A 17,432-nucleotide genomic window follows, 5' to 3' on the forward strand; every position below is an offset into this window, starting at 1 on the left:
TTATTAACTCCTGCAGCGTAGATAGAAATACCTTATACGCGTTACTTTGTGAGTGGATCCGATTACTAAGGCACCACACTACCATATTCGAATTTAATCTGACTTAGTCCTAAAGTCTATGCGTTAACTGGCCTCGTTGGCTTGTAATTAGTGCTAGTAAAGCCAATATTAGTAGTTGCTCGCTATTTTACTTAGCAACGATAAAAAGGCTTTTTATGAGTAACCAGTATATCCCACCAAAAATTTGGCAAAAAGACGTGGAAAGCGGCGGCCAGTTTGCCAGTATTAACCGCCCGGTGTCAGGCGCTACTCACCAAAAAAACTTACCTGAAGGTAAACAGCCATTTCAGCTGTATTCATTGGCAACACCGAACGGTGTCAAAGTTACCATATTACTGGAAGAGTTGCTGGAACTGGGTCATCACGAAGCTGAATATGATGCCTGGCTAATCAGTATTAAAGATGGTGACCAGTTTAGTAGCGGGTTTGTTGAGCTTAACCCTAATTCGAAAATTCCAGCACTGCTTGATACCACAAACGGTAACCGCGTATTTGAATCCGGCGCAATTTTGCTATATCTGGCGGAAAAGTTTGGCGTGTTTTTGCCAAAAAATGCAGAAAAAAGAACTGAAACACTCAGCTGGCTGTTTTGGCAAATGGGTAGCGCACCCTTTCTTGGCGGTGGTTTCGGCCACTTTTATGCTTACGCACCAGAAAAATTTGAATACCCGATAAACCGTTATACCATGGAAGTAAAACGGCAATTGGATGTGTTAGATAAACAACTGGCACAACATGGATATGTGGCTGGAGATGAATACAGTATTGCCGATATGGCAATCTGGCCCTGGTATGGCGCACTGGTACTTGGCCGTTTATACGACGCGGCTGAATTTTTACAAGTTGCAGACTACCCTAATCTGCAACGCTGGGCTAGGCAACTGGATGCCCGCCCTGCAGTAAAACGGGGTGCTATGGTTAACCGAAATTGGGGTGACGAGCCGCAACTTCCTCAGCGGCACAGCAGCGCTGATTTTACGTAAAATATTATTGAATAAACGTTTACCAGCCGGACACTTTCTGGGCCGATTCGGCCCAGATGTAGGTAACACCCAGCCCTACTGACCAACCCCCGTTTTTTACCACCAAGGGGCTTGGCTTGTTTTTGGCAGCAGTAACAAATTCATAGCGGGCAAAACCAAAACCGCGCCATTTAGATGAGAATTTTTTACTTATAGCACCAGAGCCGCGAAGTGCAATTAAACCAGGCTTGGCATCATAAAACGGGCGTTCAATAGTGGCATATTGTTCCGCTACCTGATAATAACGGTCGGTAAGTTTTTCACTGCCAAAAAGCGCACTAACACCAAAGGTATAAGATAAATTATGATCAGTGACAACATCGGCAAAAAGCGCAGGTTCAAAACTAATACCGCTGTAACGCATACTGTCTTCAATATCTAATACTGCTCTTAACGGCAAATCTAAGCGTACCCTGCTACCGAATATACTGTCACTTAGTGTCCAGCGTAACCGTGGGCCAGCCTCAATCAAGGTGCCAAGCTCCGGCATATCCTGACGAATTTCAATATCGTCTTCCGATGAGCCAAGTGCAGCAGCAAAACCAACGTCAAGCTCAAAGTTGTCGCTTTTATATGCCCGCAAGCCAACATTACCCCGATCGGCCCTGAAGAAGTCACCACGATAAACCAGATAAGGTAGCACAATACTACGCTGTACCTGTTCCTTCGCTCCTGGATAAGCTAACTGATTAATACCAAAACCAATCAAGCCAGCTTCCCACAAGGGTAACTCGGTTGCCGGCTCCGCCTGCAACGACACTGATGTCAGGGCTAAAGCCATGTATACAGAAGTGTTAAGCTGTTTCATAGTTATCCTGTGCCGAATGCGTAACGAGCGAGTGAGTTAAATAAGGTGTAATTAACGACCTAACATTAACCCGGGCGCCCAGCCTAGCGGCCAGTAAATATAATCCGGCAATTTTACGATGTAAAAACAACGCATCTGCCGGCGGACTATGCCAATAATTTTGTTGCATACTCAGTGCAGTTCCCGCTTCACGCACCCGTTGAGCTAAATTGCTTTGCCCAAAATCAAACGGGGTATTTTGCTGCAATGGCTCGCAGGCCAACAGCACCAGATTTAGCACGGCTTGCTTCTGCTCTGGTAAAATACTCTGACTGAAAAATCCTATAGCCGTTAACGCGTTTTCAATAGCGTCTGAATTATCGTTACATGCTGCGGTAAATAAAGCCTGATAACCGGCACTTATCTTATCTGGGTAATCACGACAGGCGCCAAAATCTAGTAACACCAGCTGAGTTGTTAACGGGTTATACAAAAAATTAGCAAAATTAGGATCTGTTTGCACCAGCTTAAATTCAAATAACTCACGAAACAGTAGCGTAAACATTAAAGCTAGCACACGATCACGCTCTGCTTGCGGTGCGTTTTGTAAAGATTCAATCGGCTCCCCTGCAACATACGACATCACTAAAATATTATTGCTACTTAGTTCAGGATAAACTTTGGGTAATAAATAGTTATCGTCATCAGCTAAATGCCAGCGATAACGTGTTAAGTAATCTGCTTCTTTTAAATAGTCGGCTTCATTTTTTAACTGCAATTTTGCTTCATGCAGCAAGCTTTGGTATTCAACACCCGCCGGGATAAGACCACTTATTTTAAGCAACGTTGCCACATTGTCGACATCACTATCAATACTAGCTTTAATGCCCGGATACTGTACTTTAACCGCCAGTTTAGTGCCATTATCATGAAAGGCCTGATGCACCTGACCAATAGATGCAGCAGCCATGGGTACAAAGGTAAAGTCGGCAAAGTGTTGTTGCCATTGCTCGCCTAATTCTTGCCGTAACACTTGTGATAGCTGCTTTACCGGCATAGGGTTAGCGCTGGCACGCAACCGGGCAAGTAATTCAGTAAGCTCAGGAGGTAATAAGTCACCGGCATCCATCGACAATAATTGGCCCATTTTCATAGCAGCGCCGCGCATGTGTGCCAGCTTATCAGCTACTCGCCGGGCGTTGGCGGGTGTCAGTAGCATACCTTTACCTGTTGGCCGCTTACCTTGCGCTAACTGACGGGCGCCTTCAGCTAACATACCGCCGGCAACCCTGCCGGCCAGTGATGCTAAGCCACCTATCCGGCTTAGTCTGTTCGTTGGTACTTGTGAGTTCTTATCTGACATTGCAACCTCTGCACCCTAATAGAGGGTTCTAGGTGGTTTACGCAACCAAGGCGCGCAAAGCTCAGTTATCGGCTAAAAAAATCACTCGGTAACCATTTGTTCTGCGGCTAATGCTTGTTGTTTTAATTCTTGCTGTAAAGCCAACGGCAATTTTAATTGCTGGCCCAGTTCATTTAAATAACTGCGCTCCATAAAGCTTTCTTCGTCGATGATTAATACGCTTACTAAATACATTTCAGCCGCAATTTCCTGCGTAGACGCCGCCATGGCAATCGTTACCGGATCTAATGGTTTTTGTAATTCGCTATCAACCCAGCGCAGCATTGTGGTATCACGGGTGAATTTTTTAATTTCAGCATCAATTATTTCCCGCTCACGATCATCAATATGGCCATCCGATTTTGCGGCAGCAATAACGGCTATTAAAATTGCTTTGCAATGAATTTCAACATCAGCTTCAGGTACACGATCAATAGTGGCGGGCGGGGTTGCTGATTGTTGCTGATTATTGCTTTGCCAATTGTTATAGGCTTTAAAGGCTACTACACCCAACGCCGCCATGCCGCCATAGGTTAATACCTTACCACCGAGCTTACGCCCTTTTTTACTGCCTAATAGTAAACCCAGCGCACCACCACCGAGCGCCGCACCGCCTTTACCAGATAACAACTCGCTAAGGCCACTACCGGACTTCGCATTTGTACTACTAGCTGCTGAATTATTGCTATTTAAAAAACCAGAACCTGACTGTAATAACTGGCCTAATAAGCCTTTGGTATTCATAACACGCCCCCATTGTTTTTAAGACAAATAATAGATTTAGAAACCAGGAAATAATTCAATTTTTTCTTACAAACGTGATTAAAGTTAATCACTAAGCTCATAGTGCTGTAGCAAGGCTTGACGTTCACGTTGGCAATAGTCAGCAATTGGCTTACTTAACACCGTTGGACTAAAATCATAAAAACCATGACGCAGTACCGGCATAAACCCTCGGGTTAGCTTGTGCTCACCCTGCGCGCCCGCATCAAACTGGCGTAAACCATTCGCAATACAATAATCAATGCCAGCATAGTAACAGCATTCAAAGTGCAACTTATCAAATTCGGCAAGGCATCCCCAGTAGCGGCCATATAAGCTATTAGCCGATTTAAAGCACAGTGAAGCAGCCACTAGTTTACCCACAGCATAGGCGGCAAAAACCACTATGTTATTAGCCATATACTGGCCCCATGCTTGGAATGTTTCAGCGGTTAAATACCCATTATGGCCCGCTCTTTTTTGATAAGTTGCCTGATAAAAACCGGTAAAGTGTGGCCAAAAATCATCAGGCAAGTCGTTGCCATGGAAGACTTTAATGGCAATGTTTTGCTGAGAAACCTGCAACCGTTCTTTCTTAATTTGTTTACGCTTACGTGACGTCAATTGCGCTAAAAAGTCGTTAAAATCGGTATAACTGTGGTTAAACCATTGAAACTGCACATCATAACGATGCAGCATACTGTGTTTAGCCAGTAAACGTTGTAACGGTTGCTCAACATATAAACACTGAAAATTGCTGCAGCCTAACTGCTGCTGGCGTTGCTTAATAGCATGCATGAGTAAAGTGAAAAGCTCAGCAGCATCTTCACCTATAGCAATACCCAACCTTGGGCCTTGTACCGGGGTAAACGGAATGGCAGATACTAATTTGGGGTAATAGCTAAGCTGATGCTGCTGATACGCTTCGGCGATGGTCCAGTCAAATAGGTATTCACCATAAGAGTGTAATTTTAAATAGAGCGGCATGGCAGCAATTAAGCTGTCATGCCGATAAAGCAATAGATGCTGTGGTAGCCAACCGGTGCCTTCACCAACACTGCCGCCCTGCTCCAGGCCGTTTAGAAAACCATGCCGGCAAAACGGATTGTCTGCAGGGAAAAGGCTATCCCACTGTGCCGGCGCTATAGTGGCCAAGTCATCACATAAGCGTATTTCAATCATTAGTCTAGCCGCTTGGCTGCCTCTAACTCTTGTTCCAGTCGGTTGCTTTCATCGGCACGGGGTTTAGCAAAACGTGCCAGTGCTAAATACAATACCGGTGTTAGATACAAGGTGAAAATTACCGCGATACCTAAGCCGCCAAATACCACCCACCCAATGGCACTGCGCGCTTCCGCGCCGGCACCAGTAGACAGTATAAGCGGCAACCCGCCAAGTAAAGTGGATAATAAGGTCATGGCAATGGGCCGCAGACGAATTTGCGCCGCTTCTTCCACTGCTTTACGAACGCTGTAACCACGATCGCGCAACTGATCAGCAAACTCTACCAATAAAATGGCATTTTTTGCTAATAATCCAATTAACATCACTAAACCAATTTGCGAATAAATGTTTATTGAGGTGCCGGTTAAAAATAACGCAAATATTGCTGCAGCAATACCAAAAGGCACGGTAGCCATGACCACAATAGCGCTGTTAGCACTTTCAAACTGGGCCGCCAGCACTAACAATACAATTAAAAAGGCCAGTACATAGGTTAACGATATTTCACGGGCCGTTTCTTCAAAGGTCAGTGCTTCGCCCAAAAACACTAAACCAATGTTTGACGGCAATACTGTTTGTGCCAACGCACGAAGTTGTTCAACTGCCTGCGCCATCGACAAATCAGCTGGTAACTCCAGTTCCATTTCTATAGCACGGCGCTGCGCCTGTCGTTCTAACTCAGCCGCAACCCCTTCTTCAGAAATATATGCCAAGCTGGATAACGGCACCAAACCGCCGCTACGCGACCCTACATACAAATTGGCTAAATCAGACGGATCCGTTACCGACGCCGCTGCCGCCTGCAAAATAATAGGAATAGATTGATCGCCTACATTTAAATCTGCCAAGTCGTCACCGTTAATGGCTACCCGTAACGTGGTGGCAATATCGGATAATGGTACGCCTAACGCTTCTGCACGACGCCGGTCAATATTAACCCGTAGTTGTGGTTGAGTAGGCTGATAAGAAATACGTGGCATGCCAAGTTCCGGCATTTTTTGCTGAATAGCTGCAGATAGCTTTTGGGCTGCGGCAAAAATACCCGCATACGACTCACCCGTCAGGGCCATTTCTAAGCCGCCACCCTGGCCACGCAAATTTAAACTGTTTGAACCAAATGCCCGGGCTGGCGCACCAGGAATTGCGCCAAGTTGCGGGCTAATTTCGGTAATAATTTCCTGTTGCGAGCGGCTGCGCTCACTCCAGTTTTTCAACGGTACGGTAATAAAGACTAAGTTAGGATCCCATTGGCCTACTACGGTATATATAGAATCAATGTCACCACCATTCACATAGGGCAGTAACACTTCTTCCATCTTATCAGCTTGCCGGTCCATAAAATTCAAACCAACTCCGTCCGGACCACGGGCAAATACCCTAATGGTACCGCGGTCTTCGCTTGGCATCAATTCATTATCCAGTACCGTATATAATGCTCCGGCACTGCCTGCTGCCAATAAACAGGCAGCAAAAACCAACCAGGCATGATCAAGGGTCCAGTGTAAGCTGCGGCTATAATAATTCAGCAACGCGTTACCAATACCACCAAACATATTTTTAGCATTTGGCTTAATGGGTAAGCGTGCAGTTAGCGCTGGCACCAGAGATAACGCCACAAAAGAGGAAATAATAACGGCAGCGGCGAACACGCCACCAAATTCACGAAAGAGCCGACCTGCGGTCGAAGGTAAAAACGCAATCGGTACAAACACGGCGACTAGCACCGCCGTAGTGGCGACTACCGCGAAAAACACTTCTCGCGTGCCAATTACCGCTGCCGCTCTGGCACCTAGCCCCATGCTGCGCCGGCGCTGAATATTTTCAGAAACAACTATGGCATCGTCAACAATAAGGCCGGTGGCCAGCACTAACGCCAGTAAGGTTAAAATATTGATTGAGAAGCCCATTAACCAAATTGCCGCCAGCGCGCCTATCAGCGAAACCGGTATCGATAAGGCGGGTACAATAGTGGCGCGCCAGGAGCCAATAAATAACCAAAGGGTAAATATAACCAGTAATACTGTCAGTGCCAGCGAGGTAATCACTTCACGCACTGAACTGCGGATAAATTCAGCATCATCTGAGGTAACTTGTAATTGCAGCTCCGGAAAACGGTTTTCCAGTTGTTTAACCAATGCTAATACTTCGTCTGAAATTTCTATAGTGTTAGAGCGTGCCTGACGAATAATACCTAAACCAATAACGGGGCGGCCGTCTAATCGCACCATACTGTTAGCATCAGCCGGACCAAAATACACCGTGGCCACGTCGCCAATCCGGGTATTACCGCTAATAATAATGTCTTCTACCTGTTCGGCACTGACTGACGTCGCATCGGCCCGTACAATAAGCTGCTGATCGGTAGAGCGCAGGCTGCCAGCCGGAACATCAAAGGGCGCCAGGCGCAGCGCTGCTGCTACATCGGTTACCGCTAAATTAAAACTGGTTAAGCGTAACGGGTCCAGAATTACCCGCAGCACCCGCTCCCGATCGCCATTTAACCTAACGTCTGCCACGCCGGGAATGGTTAAAAATAATGGCGCTAAATCGGTTTCAATCCGCTCGGTCAGGGTTTCTAGATCCAGAGTGGTACTGGATACAGCAATACTCACAACCGATTCGGCATCGTTGTCGGCTTTAATAATAGCCAAACGGTCTACCCCATCAGGTAACTCTCGTTGCACTCGGCTAACGGCCTCGCGGGTTTCATTGGCCGCATCATCTAAGTTGGTACCCGGCCGAAACACTACTCTAACGCGTGAGCTGCCCTCTTCACTGGAAGCATTAATGGACTTTACACCGGTAACTCGGGCCACAGCGCCTTCGAGCTTACTGGTTACCTCGGTATCGACTGTTTCTGGTGAGCCACCTGGAAAACTGGCAGTAACAGATACTATTGGCTGATCAACATCAGGTAACTCGCGCACTTCCAAACCGTTAATGGCGGCAATACCAGCGATAATAATCAGTAAATTAAGAACAATAATCAGTACCGGTCGACGAATAGAGAGTGACGGTAAGTCATTTTGCACGGGTTCTTGTTTCATAAACCGGCCTTTTGTTCGTTAACGGCATTAACCGCCTGGCCTTCACGTAACGTTTGCACACCTTCGGTGATTAACATATCGCCTTGGTTTAACGCCGCAGATACTAATATACGGCCACTTAAACGCTGTTTAATTTGCACATCTACCCGCTTAGCTTGGCTATTTTGTGCTAACCAAACATAAGCCCCTGTGGCACTCCACAATAATGCGGCTTCAGGGATAACGGCATAGGCAGCACCCAGCACTTCAAGGCTTACCCGAAAGCTCATGCCAGGTCGGTATAGATCTGCCTCATTGTCAAGTAATGCTCTAACCCGGATAGTGCGGTTAGTACTGTCAATTCTTGAATCAATTTGGCTAATTATCGCTTTAAGATTCAAGGCATCGCCCTGCCATGGCTGCAATGTCAACGTAGGTTGTTGTTGCAACATCTCCAACGCACTTTCAGGTGCCCGAAAATTAATTAATAACTCACTACGATTATCCAGGGTAGTGATGGCGGTTTGCTGGGTGATCCGATCACCCGGTTCAACATCAGTTAACCCTACTACCCCATCGAATGGTGCCCGCACGGTGCGGTCTTCTAATTCAGTCTGTGCTTCAGTGAGCATTACCTGCATTAAATCGCGGGCGGTCACCGCATCATCTAACTGACTTTGCGCAATGGCGCCCTGACGGCGGCTCGCATTTAACCGCTCTACCGTGCGCTGTGCATCGGTAAGCTGAATACGGGCACGGTCAACCGCCACTTTTTGCCGGCGGGCATCCAGCTCTACTAACATATCACCCTGCTGCACTTTCTGGCCTGGCACAAAATTAATGGCAGTAACTTTGTCCGCTACTGCAGGATAAATAACCACTGACTGAATAGCTTCGGCTGAGCCAACAGCTTCTATCCGGCTGCTTTGTTGCTCAAATTCTACCGGCATACTAATAATTTGCGCCGGACGACCGCCACCACGGCTTTGTGCCTGAAGTGTTAACGTCGAACTGCCAATTAAAATCGTTATTATCAGGCAGCCTGCTTTTTGCCATGCTATGGTCATTTAGTGTCCTTTTCTCACATCACTATTCTTGTTAACCCTGACTAATGCTGGTGCCATTTTGACAAGATATCACCGGTTAATGTTGTTTTATATTAGTATCCATTACAGCGGATAATTGCCGCCAATATACGAATTTTAACCGAGGATGATCACAAAACACGCTCAATAGGCGATAAACAACAGTATTTTAAGCTAAGTGGCAGTCGGCCATCGACACTGCAGGTTGTGACTGCTAGCATCATTTTATGCACCGCTAATTTGGAACAATGCTGAATATGGTTGAAGTAACAGCAACTCACTATCGGTATCAGCTGCGCTGGTGGTTGTTTGCCATTATTGTGTTAAGTGTAGCATTGTCCTGGAGCGGGATTATTGAGAACTACACAACCGCTTATATTGATGATGCTCTGGTGCAGGCAAGCTCAGCTTTTGTTATTGCCCGGGGCATGAATGCCCTTATTTCCTTTTTACAATCTGTTACCTTTGAGTTCAGTTTTGGTGTTGGCGGCTCGGTTGGTGCAGGTCAGGTGCTTGACCCATTAAACGATTTAGTTGAGCAGTATTCGTCGGCAATGAAACTGGCCATCGGTTCTTTGGTTATTCAAAAAGTGTTACTGGAAATTGTCAGTGACACTTTTTTCAACGTGTTGCTCAGCCTATCGGCACTATCTGTACTGTTAAGCACCTTTTTCAGTACATTATTGTCTCAAGCCGGACTTAAATTAGTGTTACTGCGTATTTTTCTTATTTTATTGTTTTTACGTTTTGCACTGGTGTTAGTGGTTGCCGCTAATGGTGTGGTTGATAATAGCTTCTTAAATGAGCGTACGGTAAAGCAAATGCACATTCTTGAAAATATAGAAGGCGTGAAAGAACAAAACACGCCGCTAATTGAACCGGCATTACGTCAGGCACTTACTGCGGACATTACCCAGTTACAACAGCAAGTCTCGCTATTAGATAGTAATGTTTTAGCGTTAAAACAGCGACAACTGCGAGGACGGCAAGCGCTTGAACAACTGCAGCTACAACAGAAAAATGTGGTGCGTGAGTTGGGCACTTTGCAACGCCTAAATTATTTAAATCCTGATCCCAGAGTAGAAGCCTTGAATGAAAAAATTGAGCAGCAACGCAGCCAGCTGAACACTTGGCAAGATGAGCAGCAACGCCAACAACGACAATCGGCAGATTTAAACCATCAAATTCAGCTGGCTGAGTTAACCCTGGAAGGGAAAACCCCCGGCTTCTTTGCTGAAATTTCAACAAGTTTTAGCTCGTTAGGCGATGGTATCGCCGCCATTAAAGACGCCGTTAACCCACGGCAGGTATATCAGTTAAAGCAACGGCTAGATGATGCCGTGTCTAACATTCTTAATTTAATGGCGCTATTTATGCTTAAAACACTCATTTTGCCGCTGTTGTTTTTATATTTACTCAACAATGGTTTTAAACTTATCTGGCGTAGTAATCCACTGCTGGCAATTGCCCCATAGCAAAGCAGCTAATTGCTGGTTAACCATGATTTTTAAACTCAGCCAAGGAAATAGTAAATGTTGTATATGGTCATGCTGGGCGGAAGCCACCCTAAAGCCAATATTGAAGTACATGATGTGGTGTTTGTGGCGGGTGATACACTGATGCAAACTTACCCGCAGTTACAGACATTGTGGTTTGCAGAACCTAAAGGGCTGCATATTGATGCCTGGATGGCGATTTCTGGCATTGATCAGTATGCTGTCAGGTTATGTGATACCCCGGCTACCAGTGGCCCTAAATTGTTTTTCATTAATTTAGGGGGGTATTTCTCCAGCATTTTTGGTGAAGACCATCGCTATTTTGTGCTGGCAGCCAACAACAAAACCGAAGCGAAAAAACAAGCTAAACAGCAGCTAGCCCTAAAATGGGATAAGCCACATACCGATAATGTTTTTGAAATAGAGCAGTGTCTGGCAATAGAGCACGTAGCCGGGCGCTATGTTCAGCTTTACCCGGCCTCGCATAAGGGCTGTTATTTTGAAAACGACTATATTGTTATAGCCTAGCCTGCATTAATTGGTAACATAATGGCTCAGCCAATCGTTAATAAGGCGTTACGTCTAAATCTTAATGTAACAAGCTTTATCAAAGAGTTTTATATTAGCCACTTACTCTTTTGTAGTGCCGGTATTGCGGTTTCCAGAAGTTATCCTCAATACGCTGTTGTAGGGTATTGTCATCAATTTCTAATGCCAGCCCTTGCTGCTGCGCTACCTTTGCCACAGCAAAAGCCATTTTTTTACTTAATTCCGCCAGAGCAGTAAAAGGCGGTAACAGGCCACCTTTACCGGTATTTGCCAACGGCGAGGTGGCGGCCAGGGTTTTACTGGCCGCACGCAGCATTTCATCACTTATAACCTGTGCTTTAACTGCAATAACACCCAGCCCTACTCCGGGGAAAATATAACTGTTGTTACATTGGGCAATATGGTGCACCTTGCCCTGAAACTCTACCGGTGGAAAAGGGCTGCCCGTTGCTATAATCACTTCGCCATCGGTCCATTCGATAACCTGTTGCGGTGTGGCTTCAACCTGGCGTGACGGATTACTTAATGGAAATATAATCGGCTTAGCACAACCCTTTTTCATCGCCCGAATAATTTGCTCTGTAAACAACCCGGCCTGGCCAGACACGCCAATAAGAATATCGGGGCTGGCGCAATTCATTACGTCCAATAAGCTGGGGTAGTCACCACTATAATTCCAACTACCGATATTGGCGGCACTTTGTATAAGCACTTGTTGAAAATCACGTAAATCGAGCATAGTGTCGGTTAACAGACCAAAGCGGTCTACCATAAAAATTTGTTGCCGGGCCTGTCGCTCTGTTATTCCCTCAGCCACCATCTGACTGATAATTTGCTCGGCAATACCACAACCGGCTGAACCAGCACCGACAAAGACTACGCGCTGCTCACTGAGTTTAACGCCTTTACTTAGACAAGCGGCTAGTAAGGTACCTACCGTCACTGCGGCGGTACCTTGAATATCATCATTAAAACAACACACTTGATCGCGATAACGTTGCAATAACGGCATGGCGTTAGGCTGGGCAAAATCTTCGAACTGAATAATGGCTGTGGGCCAGCGGCGTTTTACCGCCTGGATAAACAGCTCAATAAATTCGTTATAGTCGTCATGGCCTACTCGTTTTTGGCGTAAGCCCATGTACATAGGGTCATTGAGTAGTTTTTCATTATTGGTACCAACATCCAGCATCACTGGTAAGGTATAGGCGGGGCTAATGCCACCACAAGCGGTATACAATGACAGTTTACCAATAGAAATACCCATACCTCCTATGCCCTGATCGCCTAACCCCAATACACGCTCACCATCGGTTACCACTATTACTTTTACTTTAGCTTTGGTGGCATTACGCAGAACATCATCTAAGTTATAGCGATCATCAAAGCTAATAAATAAGCCACGGGCACTGCGATAGATATCAGAGAATTGCTCGCAGGCATCGCCAACGGTCGGAGTATAAATAATGGGGATCATTTCTTCTAAATGCTGCTGCACCAAGCGGTAAAATAAGGTTTCGTTGTTGTCTTGAATTGCCCGCAAGTAGATATGCTTATTAATCGCTGTATCAAAGCTTTTATATTGTAAATAAGCACGGCTAACCTGTTCTTCAATGCTTTCATAACGTGGTGGTAACAAACCAGTTAAATTAAACGCCGCGCGTTCTTCACGGTTAAAAGCACTGCCTTTATTTAATAATGGTGTTTCCAGTAAAGCAGAGCCTGAATAGGCGGTGTATAACGATGCTTTAACTTTTAGTTCAGACATAGTGATGTTCCAATAAATAACAGCGGCAATTTATACCGGATAATAACAAGAGAGGCTCAGTAAAGCGTTCTGTCAGTCGTGTGGTAGTTGCTCAGTAAATAGTGCTGATACGTGGATTAAGCACCGATAAAATAAATAAACCTTCGGTATTACAAAAATCGATGGCTTTAATTAAGTCGGCTTGTTCAAGATGTAATAATTCCAACACGAAGGGATCAACCAGGTTTTTAATGCTGTATAAATCAGGATGCTGATTGGACAGGGCCAGCCTTACCGCCAAATAGCTTATCAAAATATCAGGCTCTGCTGCATTAAACTGGGTGTTATGCTGGCGGGCCAGCGGCTCAACAATACTATCTGGTAACTGCCATAAGTTAAGCAGTTCTGCACCACAGGCTGCGTAAGTAAAGCCCAAAGTGCTTTGCTGTAACTGCCAAGGTTTAGTGTCATTATTGTAATTCTGACACAACGTGGCATTATCTGCGGCTAGTTGCATTACCACCAGCTCGCCAATGTTGTGAAGTAATCCAACAACATACAGTCGATCAGGTTGACGTAAGCCGCAAAAATTAGCCAGGTATTTAGCAATTAGCGCGGCATTAACACTTTGTTCCCAAAACCTCTCAATGTCGATAGCTTTAGAAGTCAGTTTACTGCATGCTGAGCTGACCGCGATACTCACTACCAGATTAAATAATTGAGTTTTACCTAACACCAATAATGCTTTGCTAACGGATTCAACCTGATAAGGTAAGCGGTAAACCGCACTGTTAGCCAACTTTAATAATTTAGAGGTGAGCACCGGATCCAGTAAAATAACCTCAGCGATATCATCCAGACTGGCAGTTTCCGATTCCATTAATTCTTTAACGCGAAAATAACTATCTGGAAAGGCAAATAAAGCAACAGAGTTTTGCGCATATTGCAAAGCGTTCATCGGGGACATCTCCGGTTGGGTCTATCAGCACTAAAAAACTGATGCTTTTAAGTGTTGCTGCTAAGACTGATTTTACAAGTTTTTACCGGAAATTCTTAGTACTTTTTTATGACATTGTAATTAAATCAGTATTTTGACTATTATCGGATAAAAAAACAGCGCTTTAGGCGCTGCTTTTGTAATGCTGCTGACGGTTAAATTTTTAACCAACCTGACTGTTCAAATTTATAGCTCAATTTAACTAAGCCACCATGCTGCGCAACATCCAGGCGGTTTTTTCATGAACCATCATTCGCTGTGTCAACAAATCCAGAGTAACTTCATCGGCAGCCTCGTCAGCAACAGGCACGATAGAACGTGCTGTTTTGGCGATAGCCTCCTGCCCTTCAACCAAATCTTTAATCATCGCTTCAGCGCTGGGTATACCATCGGCTTCTTTAATATTAGTGAGCTTGGCAAATTCTTTGTAAGAGCCAGGAGCAAACTCACCCAGGGCACGAATGCGCTCTGCAATGTCATCCACTGCCAATGCCAGTTCGGTGTACTGGGTTTCAAATAAGGTATGCAGTGACTGAAACATCGGCCCTGTCACATTCCAATGATAATTATGCGTTTTCAAATACAAGGTATAAGTATCTGCCAGTAATACCGCTAAACCCTGGCATATCGCTTTACGTTGGTTTTCTGCAATTCCAATATTTACTTTCATATTTATCGTCCACTATTATCATTACGTTATCGGCAATACTACAACATATTGTTGATCACGAGTGCTAAGAACTTTTTTATGCTTGGCGTGTTTCTATATTAACGATATGGGTCGTAATCTGAAAAAAACAAGCCGGTAGCGTTAAGCGATACCGGCTTGTTTTGGATAGCAATTAAACTGCTGTAGCACTAACTTATCTGTGCAATCAAATATTCTTCATAAGTACCGGCAAAATTACGGACATCCTGGCCGGTAATTTCAATAATCCGGCTAGCCAATGTAGAAACAAATTCACGGTCATGACTAACAAAAATAAGCGTGCCTTTGTAATGCTCTAACGCCATGTTCAGTGACTCAATAGACTCCATATCCAAATGGTTAGTTGGTTCATCCATTAACAGAATATTAGGCCGTTGTAGCATCAACTTACCGAACATCATCCGACCTTTTTCACCACCAGAAAGTACTTTAACTGATTTTTTTATTTCATCTTGCGAAAACAGTAAACGGCCTAAAATGCCGCGAATAGCTTGCTCATCGTCCGACGGCTGTTTCCACTGGCTCATCCAATCGAATAAAGTCATTGGTTCAATAAATTCATGAGCATGATCCTGAGCATAATAGCCAATATTGGCATTCTCAGACCACTTAACCCTGCCAGCTTCTGGCGTTAAGTCGCCAATCAAACATTTTAGCAAGGTCGACTTACCAATACCGTTCGCACCTAAAATAGCCACTTTTTCACCCACTTCAATGGTGGTGTTCAGGTTTTTCAATAGTTGTAAATCGTCAAAGCCTTTGTGTAGCCCTTCTACCTCTAATGCTAAACGGTAAAGCTGTTTTTGCTGTTCAAAGCGGATAAACGGGTTAACCCGGCTCGATGCTTTAACTTCTTCTAACTGAATTTTGTCAATTTGTTTGGCGCGCGAGGTGGCTTGCTTCGCTTTAGAGGCATTGGCAGAAAAGCGGCTGACAAAGGTTTGTAAATCGGCTATTTGGGCTTTTTTCTTGGCATTGTCTGACAGTAAGCGTTCCCGTGATTGGGTCGCTGCAAACATATATTCGTCATAATTACCTGGGTATAAGCGCAGCTCGCCGTAATCTAGGTCAGCCATGTGGGTGCAGACACTGTTTAAAAAATGCCGGTCGTGCGAAATAATTACCATAGTACTGTCGCGCTCAGCCAGTACGTTTTCCAGCCAGCGAATGGTATTAATGTCCAGGTTGTTAGTAGGTTCATCAAGTAACATTATTTCTGGTTCAGCAAACAATACCTGTGCCAGTAATACCCGAAGTTTAAAACCCGGCGCTATGGCTGACATCAAACCAAAATGCTGCTCTACCGGAATACCGACCCCAATTAATAACTCGCCTGCCCGTGATTCTGCGGTATAACCGTCCATTTCACCAAAAGCGACTTCCAGATCGGCAACCTTCATGCCGTCCTCTTCGCTCATGTCGCTACTGGAATAAATACGATCGCGTTCTTCTTTTACCGCCCATAATTGGCCATGGCCCATAATCACCGTATCAATTACCGAATATTGCTCAAAAGCAAACTGATCCTGATTTAGTTTGGCAACACGGAAATTGGGTTCAACCGACACATTACCTGCAGTAGGCTCAAGTTCACGGCTGAGAATTTTCATGAAAGTCGATTTACCACAACCATTAGCGCCTATCAGGCCATAGCGGTTACCGTCACCGAATTTAATAGAAATGTTTTCAAACAACGGCTTGGCGCCGAATTGCATTGTAATATTGGCAGTTGAGATCACTAAAATGTCCGCTACAGATTGTACTGGATGAAAATGGTGCGCCACTATACGCGATTTGCTGACATAATTCAAAAATACCGGCATATAAGCCGGTATTTTCTAAAGTTAGTAACAGGCTCGTTCGCTGTTGCTGTTAAGTCTGTTGACAGGTTATGGCATTTTATTATCAACGGCTACTTGCGGCTGCAGCAGCTACTGCCGTGCGGGTTAGCTCAGTAATGGTATGCCACTCTTTATTATTCACCGCTGCATCAGGCACAATCCATGAACCGCCAACACAACTGACGTTAGGTAAGGCCAAATACTCCAGGTAATTCTTATCGTTAATACCGCCTGTTGGGCAAAATCGAATATCGGCAAAAGGACCATAGATCGATTTTAAGGTTTTAACGCCACCGGCGGCTTCTGCCGGAAAAAATTTAAAATGCGTATAGCCCAAACCTGTTCCTTCCATCAGCTCTGAAATGCTGGCAATGCCCGGTATTAGTGGAATAACGGCATCTTTGCCTGCTTGTAACAGCTCACGGGTTAACCCCGGGCTAATAGCAAATTTAGCACCAGCCGCAATAGCTAAATCCAGTTGTGCGGCAGTGGTAACCGTACCTGCACCGACAATAGCTTGGGGTACTTGTTCGGCTAATAGTTTAATCGCATCCAGTGCTACCGGGGTGCGCAAGGTTACTTCCAGTACCTTAATACCCCCGGCCAGCAATGCTTTTGCCAGCGGTACAGCGTCTGCTAAATCTTTAATTACTATAACGGGAACTACTGCGCCTAGCGCAAATAACTCAGCCGGTTGTAGCTGCCAATTACTAAATGCCATAAGG

14 protein-coding genes are annotated in these 17,432 nt (G+C 45.1%); 3 read left to right on the forward strand and 11 right to left on the reverse strand.

Annotated elements, in window-relative coordinates:
• Positions 1 to 215: 215 nt before the first annotated feature.
• Entirely contained in the window at positions 216 to 1,043 is an 828-nt protein-coding gene (yghU, locus tag VT06_RS00465; protein ID WP_046552299.1) for a glutathione-dependent disulfide-bond oxidoreductase, read from the forward strand.
• Positions 1,044 to 1,062: 19 nt separating this feature from the next.
• Here yghU and VT06_RS00470 read toward each other — a convergent pair whose 3' ends face one another.
• From VT06_RS00470 to VT06_RS00495, 6 genes are all read right to left on the reverse strand, one after another.
• Entirely contained in the window at positions 1,063 to 1,890 is an 828-nt protein-coding gene (locus tag VT06_RS00470) for a MipA/OmpV family protein (RefSeq protein WP_052750117.1), read from the reverse strand.
• Positions 1,877 to 3,232: an AarF/ABC1/UbiB kinase family protein gene (locus VT06_RS00475; RefSeq protein ID WP_046552300.1), complete on the reverse strand. Its 1,356-nt coding sequence runs from the start codon at positions 3,230 to 3,232 to the stop codon at positions 1,877 to 1,879. The genes VT06_RS00470 and VT06_RS00475 overlap by 14 nt, the downstream gene beginning before the upstream one ends.
• Before the next feature lie 81 nt (positions 3,233 to 3,313).
• Positions 3,314 to 4,015, reverse strand: coding sequence for a tellurite resistance TerB family protein (locus tag VT06_RS00480; protein ID WP_046552301.1), 702 nt, complete (start codon positions 4,013 to 4,015; stop codon positions 3,314 to 3,316).
• 84 nt (positions 4,016 to 4,099) lie between these two features.
• Entirely contained in the window at positions 4,100 to 5,215 is a 1,116-nt protein-coding gene (locus VT06_RS00485; protein WP_046552302.1) for a GNAT family N-acetyltransferase, read from the reverse strand.
• Positions 5,215 to 8,304 carry an efflux RND transporter permease subunit gene (locus VT06_RS00490; protein ID WP_046552303.1) on the reverse strand — a complete coding sequence of 1,030 codons (3,090 nt, stop codon included), beginning with the start codon at positions 8,302 to 8,304 and terminating at the stop codon, positions 5,215 to 5,217. The genes VT06_RS00485 and VT06_RS00490 overlap by 1 nt, the downstream gene beginning before the upstream one ends.
• The gene (locus VT06_RS00495) at positions 8,301 to 9,350 is read right to left on the reverse strand and encodes an efflux RND transporter periplasmic adaptor subunit (RefSeq protein WP_046552304.1); all 1,050 of its coding nucleotides are present in this window, start codon (positions 9,348 to 9,350) and stop codon (positions 8,301 to 8,303) included. The genes VT06_RS00490 and VT06_RS00495 overlap by 4 nt, the downstream gene beginning before the upstream one ends.
• Before the next feature lie 275 nt (positions 9,351 to 9,625).
• Here VT06_RS00495 and VT06_RS00500 point away from each other — a divergent pair, with 275 nt between their 5' ends.
• Entirely contained in the window at positions 9,626 to 10,843 is a 1,218-nt protein-coding gene (locus VT06_RS00500) for a hypothetical protein (protein WP_152658954.1), read from the forward strand.
• A gap of 57 nt (positions 10,844 to 10,900) precedes the next feature.
• Positions 10,901 to 11,392 carry a DUF1543 domain-containing protein gene (locus VT06_RS00505; RefSeq protein ID WP_046552306.1) on the forward strand — a complete coding sequence of 164 codons (492 nt, stop codon included), beginning with the start codon at positions 10,901 to 10,903 and terminating at the stop codon, positions 11,390 to 11,392.
• A gap of 94 nt (positions 11,393 to 11,486) precedes the next feature.
• Here VT06_RS00505 and VT06_RS00510 read toward each other — a convergent pair whose 3' ends face one another.
• From VT06_RS00510 to VT06_RS00530, 5 genes are all read right to left on the reverse strand, one after another.
• Entirely contained in the window at positions 11,487 to 13,181 is a 1,695-nt protein-coding gene (locus VT06_RS00510) for an NAD-dependent malic enzyme (RefSeq protein WP_046552307.1), read from the reverse strand.
• A 91-nt stretch (positions 13,182 to 13,272) separates the two neighbouring features.
• Positions 13,273 to 14,118 (reverse strand): HDOD domain-containing protein, encoded by an 846-nt coding sequence (locus VT06_RS00515; protein ID WP_046552308.1) that lies wholly within the window; start codon positions 14,116 to 14,118, stop codon positions 13,273 to 13,275.
• 241 nt (positions 14,119 to 14,359) lie between these two features.
• Positions 14,360 to 14,827 carry a Dps family protein gene (locus VT06_RS00520; protein ID WP_046552309.1) on the reverse strand — a complete coding sequence of 156 codons (468 nt, stop codon included), beginning with the start codon at positions 14,825 to 14,827 and terminating at the stop codon, positions 14,360 to 14,362.
• 188 nt (positions 14,828 to 15,015) lie between these two features.
• Entirely contained in the window at positions 15,016 to 16,605 is a 1,590-nt protein-coding gene (locus VT06_RS00525; protein ID WP_046552475.1) for an ABC-F family ATPase, read from the reverse strand.
• A gap of 166 nt (positions 16,606 to 16,771) precedes the next feature.
• Complete coding sequence (locus tag VT06_RS00530) at positions 16,772 to 17,428, reverse strand: bifunctional 4-hydroxy-2-oxoglutarate aldolase/2-dehydro-3-deoxy-phosphogluconate aldolase (RefSeq protein WP_046552310.1); 657 nt, start codon at positions 17,426 to 17,428, stop codon at positions 16,772 to 16,774.
• Positions 17,429 to 17,432 lie beyond the last annotated feature (4 nt).

This window comes from Arsukibacterium sp. MJ3 (assembly GCF_000987765.1).
Taxonomy (GTDB): Bacteria; Pseudomonadota; Gammaproteobacteria; order Enterobacterales; family Alteromonadaceae; genus Alishewanella.

What these genes read in the sequence shown, in the direction of transcription:
- VT06_RS00490 (WP_046552303.1), bottom strand. Translation starts at nt 8,304, where the DNA reads ATGAAACAAGAACCCGTGCAAAATGACTTACCGTCACTCTCTATTCGT.
- VT06_RS00480 (WP_046552301.1), bottom strand. Translation starts at nt 4,015, where the DNA reads ATGAATACCAAAGGCTTATTAGGCCAGTTATTACAGTCAGGTTCTGGT.
- VT06_RS00510 (WP_046552307.1), bottom strand. Translation starts at nt 13,181, where the DNA reads ATGTCTGAACTAAAAGTTAAAGCATCGTTATACACCGCCTATTCAGGC.
- VT06_RS00505 (WP_046552306.1), top strand. Translation starts at nt 10,901, where the DNA reads ATGTTGTATATGGTCATGCTGGGCGGAAGCCACCCTAAAGCCAATATT.
- VT06_RS00475 (WP_046552300.1), bottom strand. Translation starts at nt 3,232, where the DNA reads ATGTCAGATAAGAACTCACAAGTACCAACGAACAGACTAAGCCGGATA.
- VT06_RS00500 (WP_152658954.1), top strand. Translation starts at nt 9,626, where the DNA reads ATGGTTGAAGTAACAGCAACTCACTATCGGTATCAGCTGCGCTGGTGG.
- VT06_RS00495 (WP_046552304.1), bottom strand. Translation starts at nt 9,350, where the DNA reads ATGACCATAGCATGGCAAAAAGCAGGCTGCCTGATAATAACGATTTTA.
- yghU (WP_046552299.1), top strand. Translation starts at nt 216, where the DNA reads ATGAGTAACCAGTATATCCCACCAAAAATTTGGCAAAAAGACGTGGAA.
- VT06_RS00485 (WP_046552302.1), bottom strand. Translation starts at nt 5,215, where the DNA reads ATGATTGAAATACGCTTATGTGATGACTTGGCCACTATAGCGCCGGCA.
- VT06_RS00515 (WP_046552308.1), bottom strand. Translation starts at nt 14,118, where the DNA reads ATGAACGCTTTGCAATATGCGCAAAACTCTGTTGCTTTATTTGCCTTT.
- VT06_RS00530 (WP_046552310.1), bottom strand. Translation starts at nt 17,428, where the DNA reads ATGGCATTTAGTAATTGGCAGCTACAACCGGCTGAGTTATTTGCGCTA.
- VT06_RS00520 (WP_046552309.1), bottom strand. Translation starts at nt 14,827, where the DNA reads ATGAAAGTAAATATTGGAATTGCAGAAAACCAACGTAAAGCGATATGC.
- VT06_RS00470 (WP_052750117.1), bottom strand. Translation starts at nt 1,890, where the DNA reads ATGAAACAGCTTAACACTTCTGTATACATGGCTTTAGCCCTGACATCA.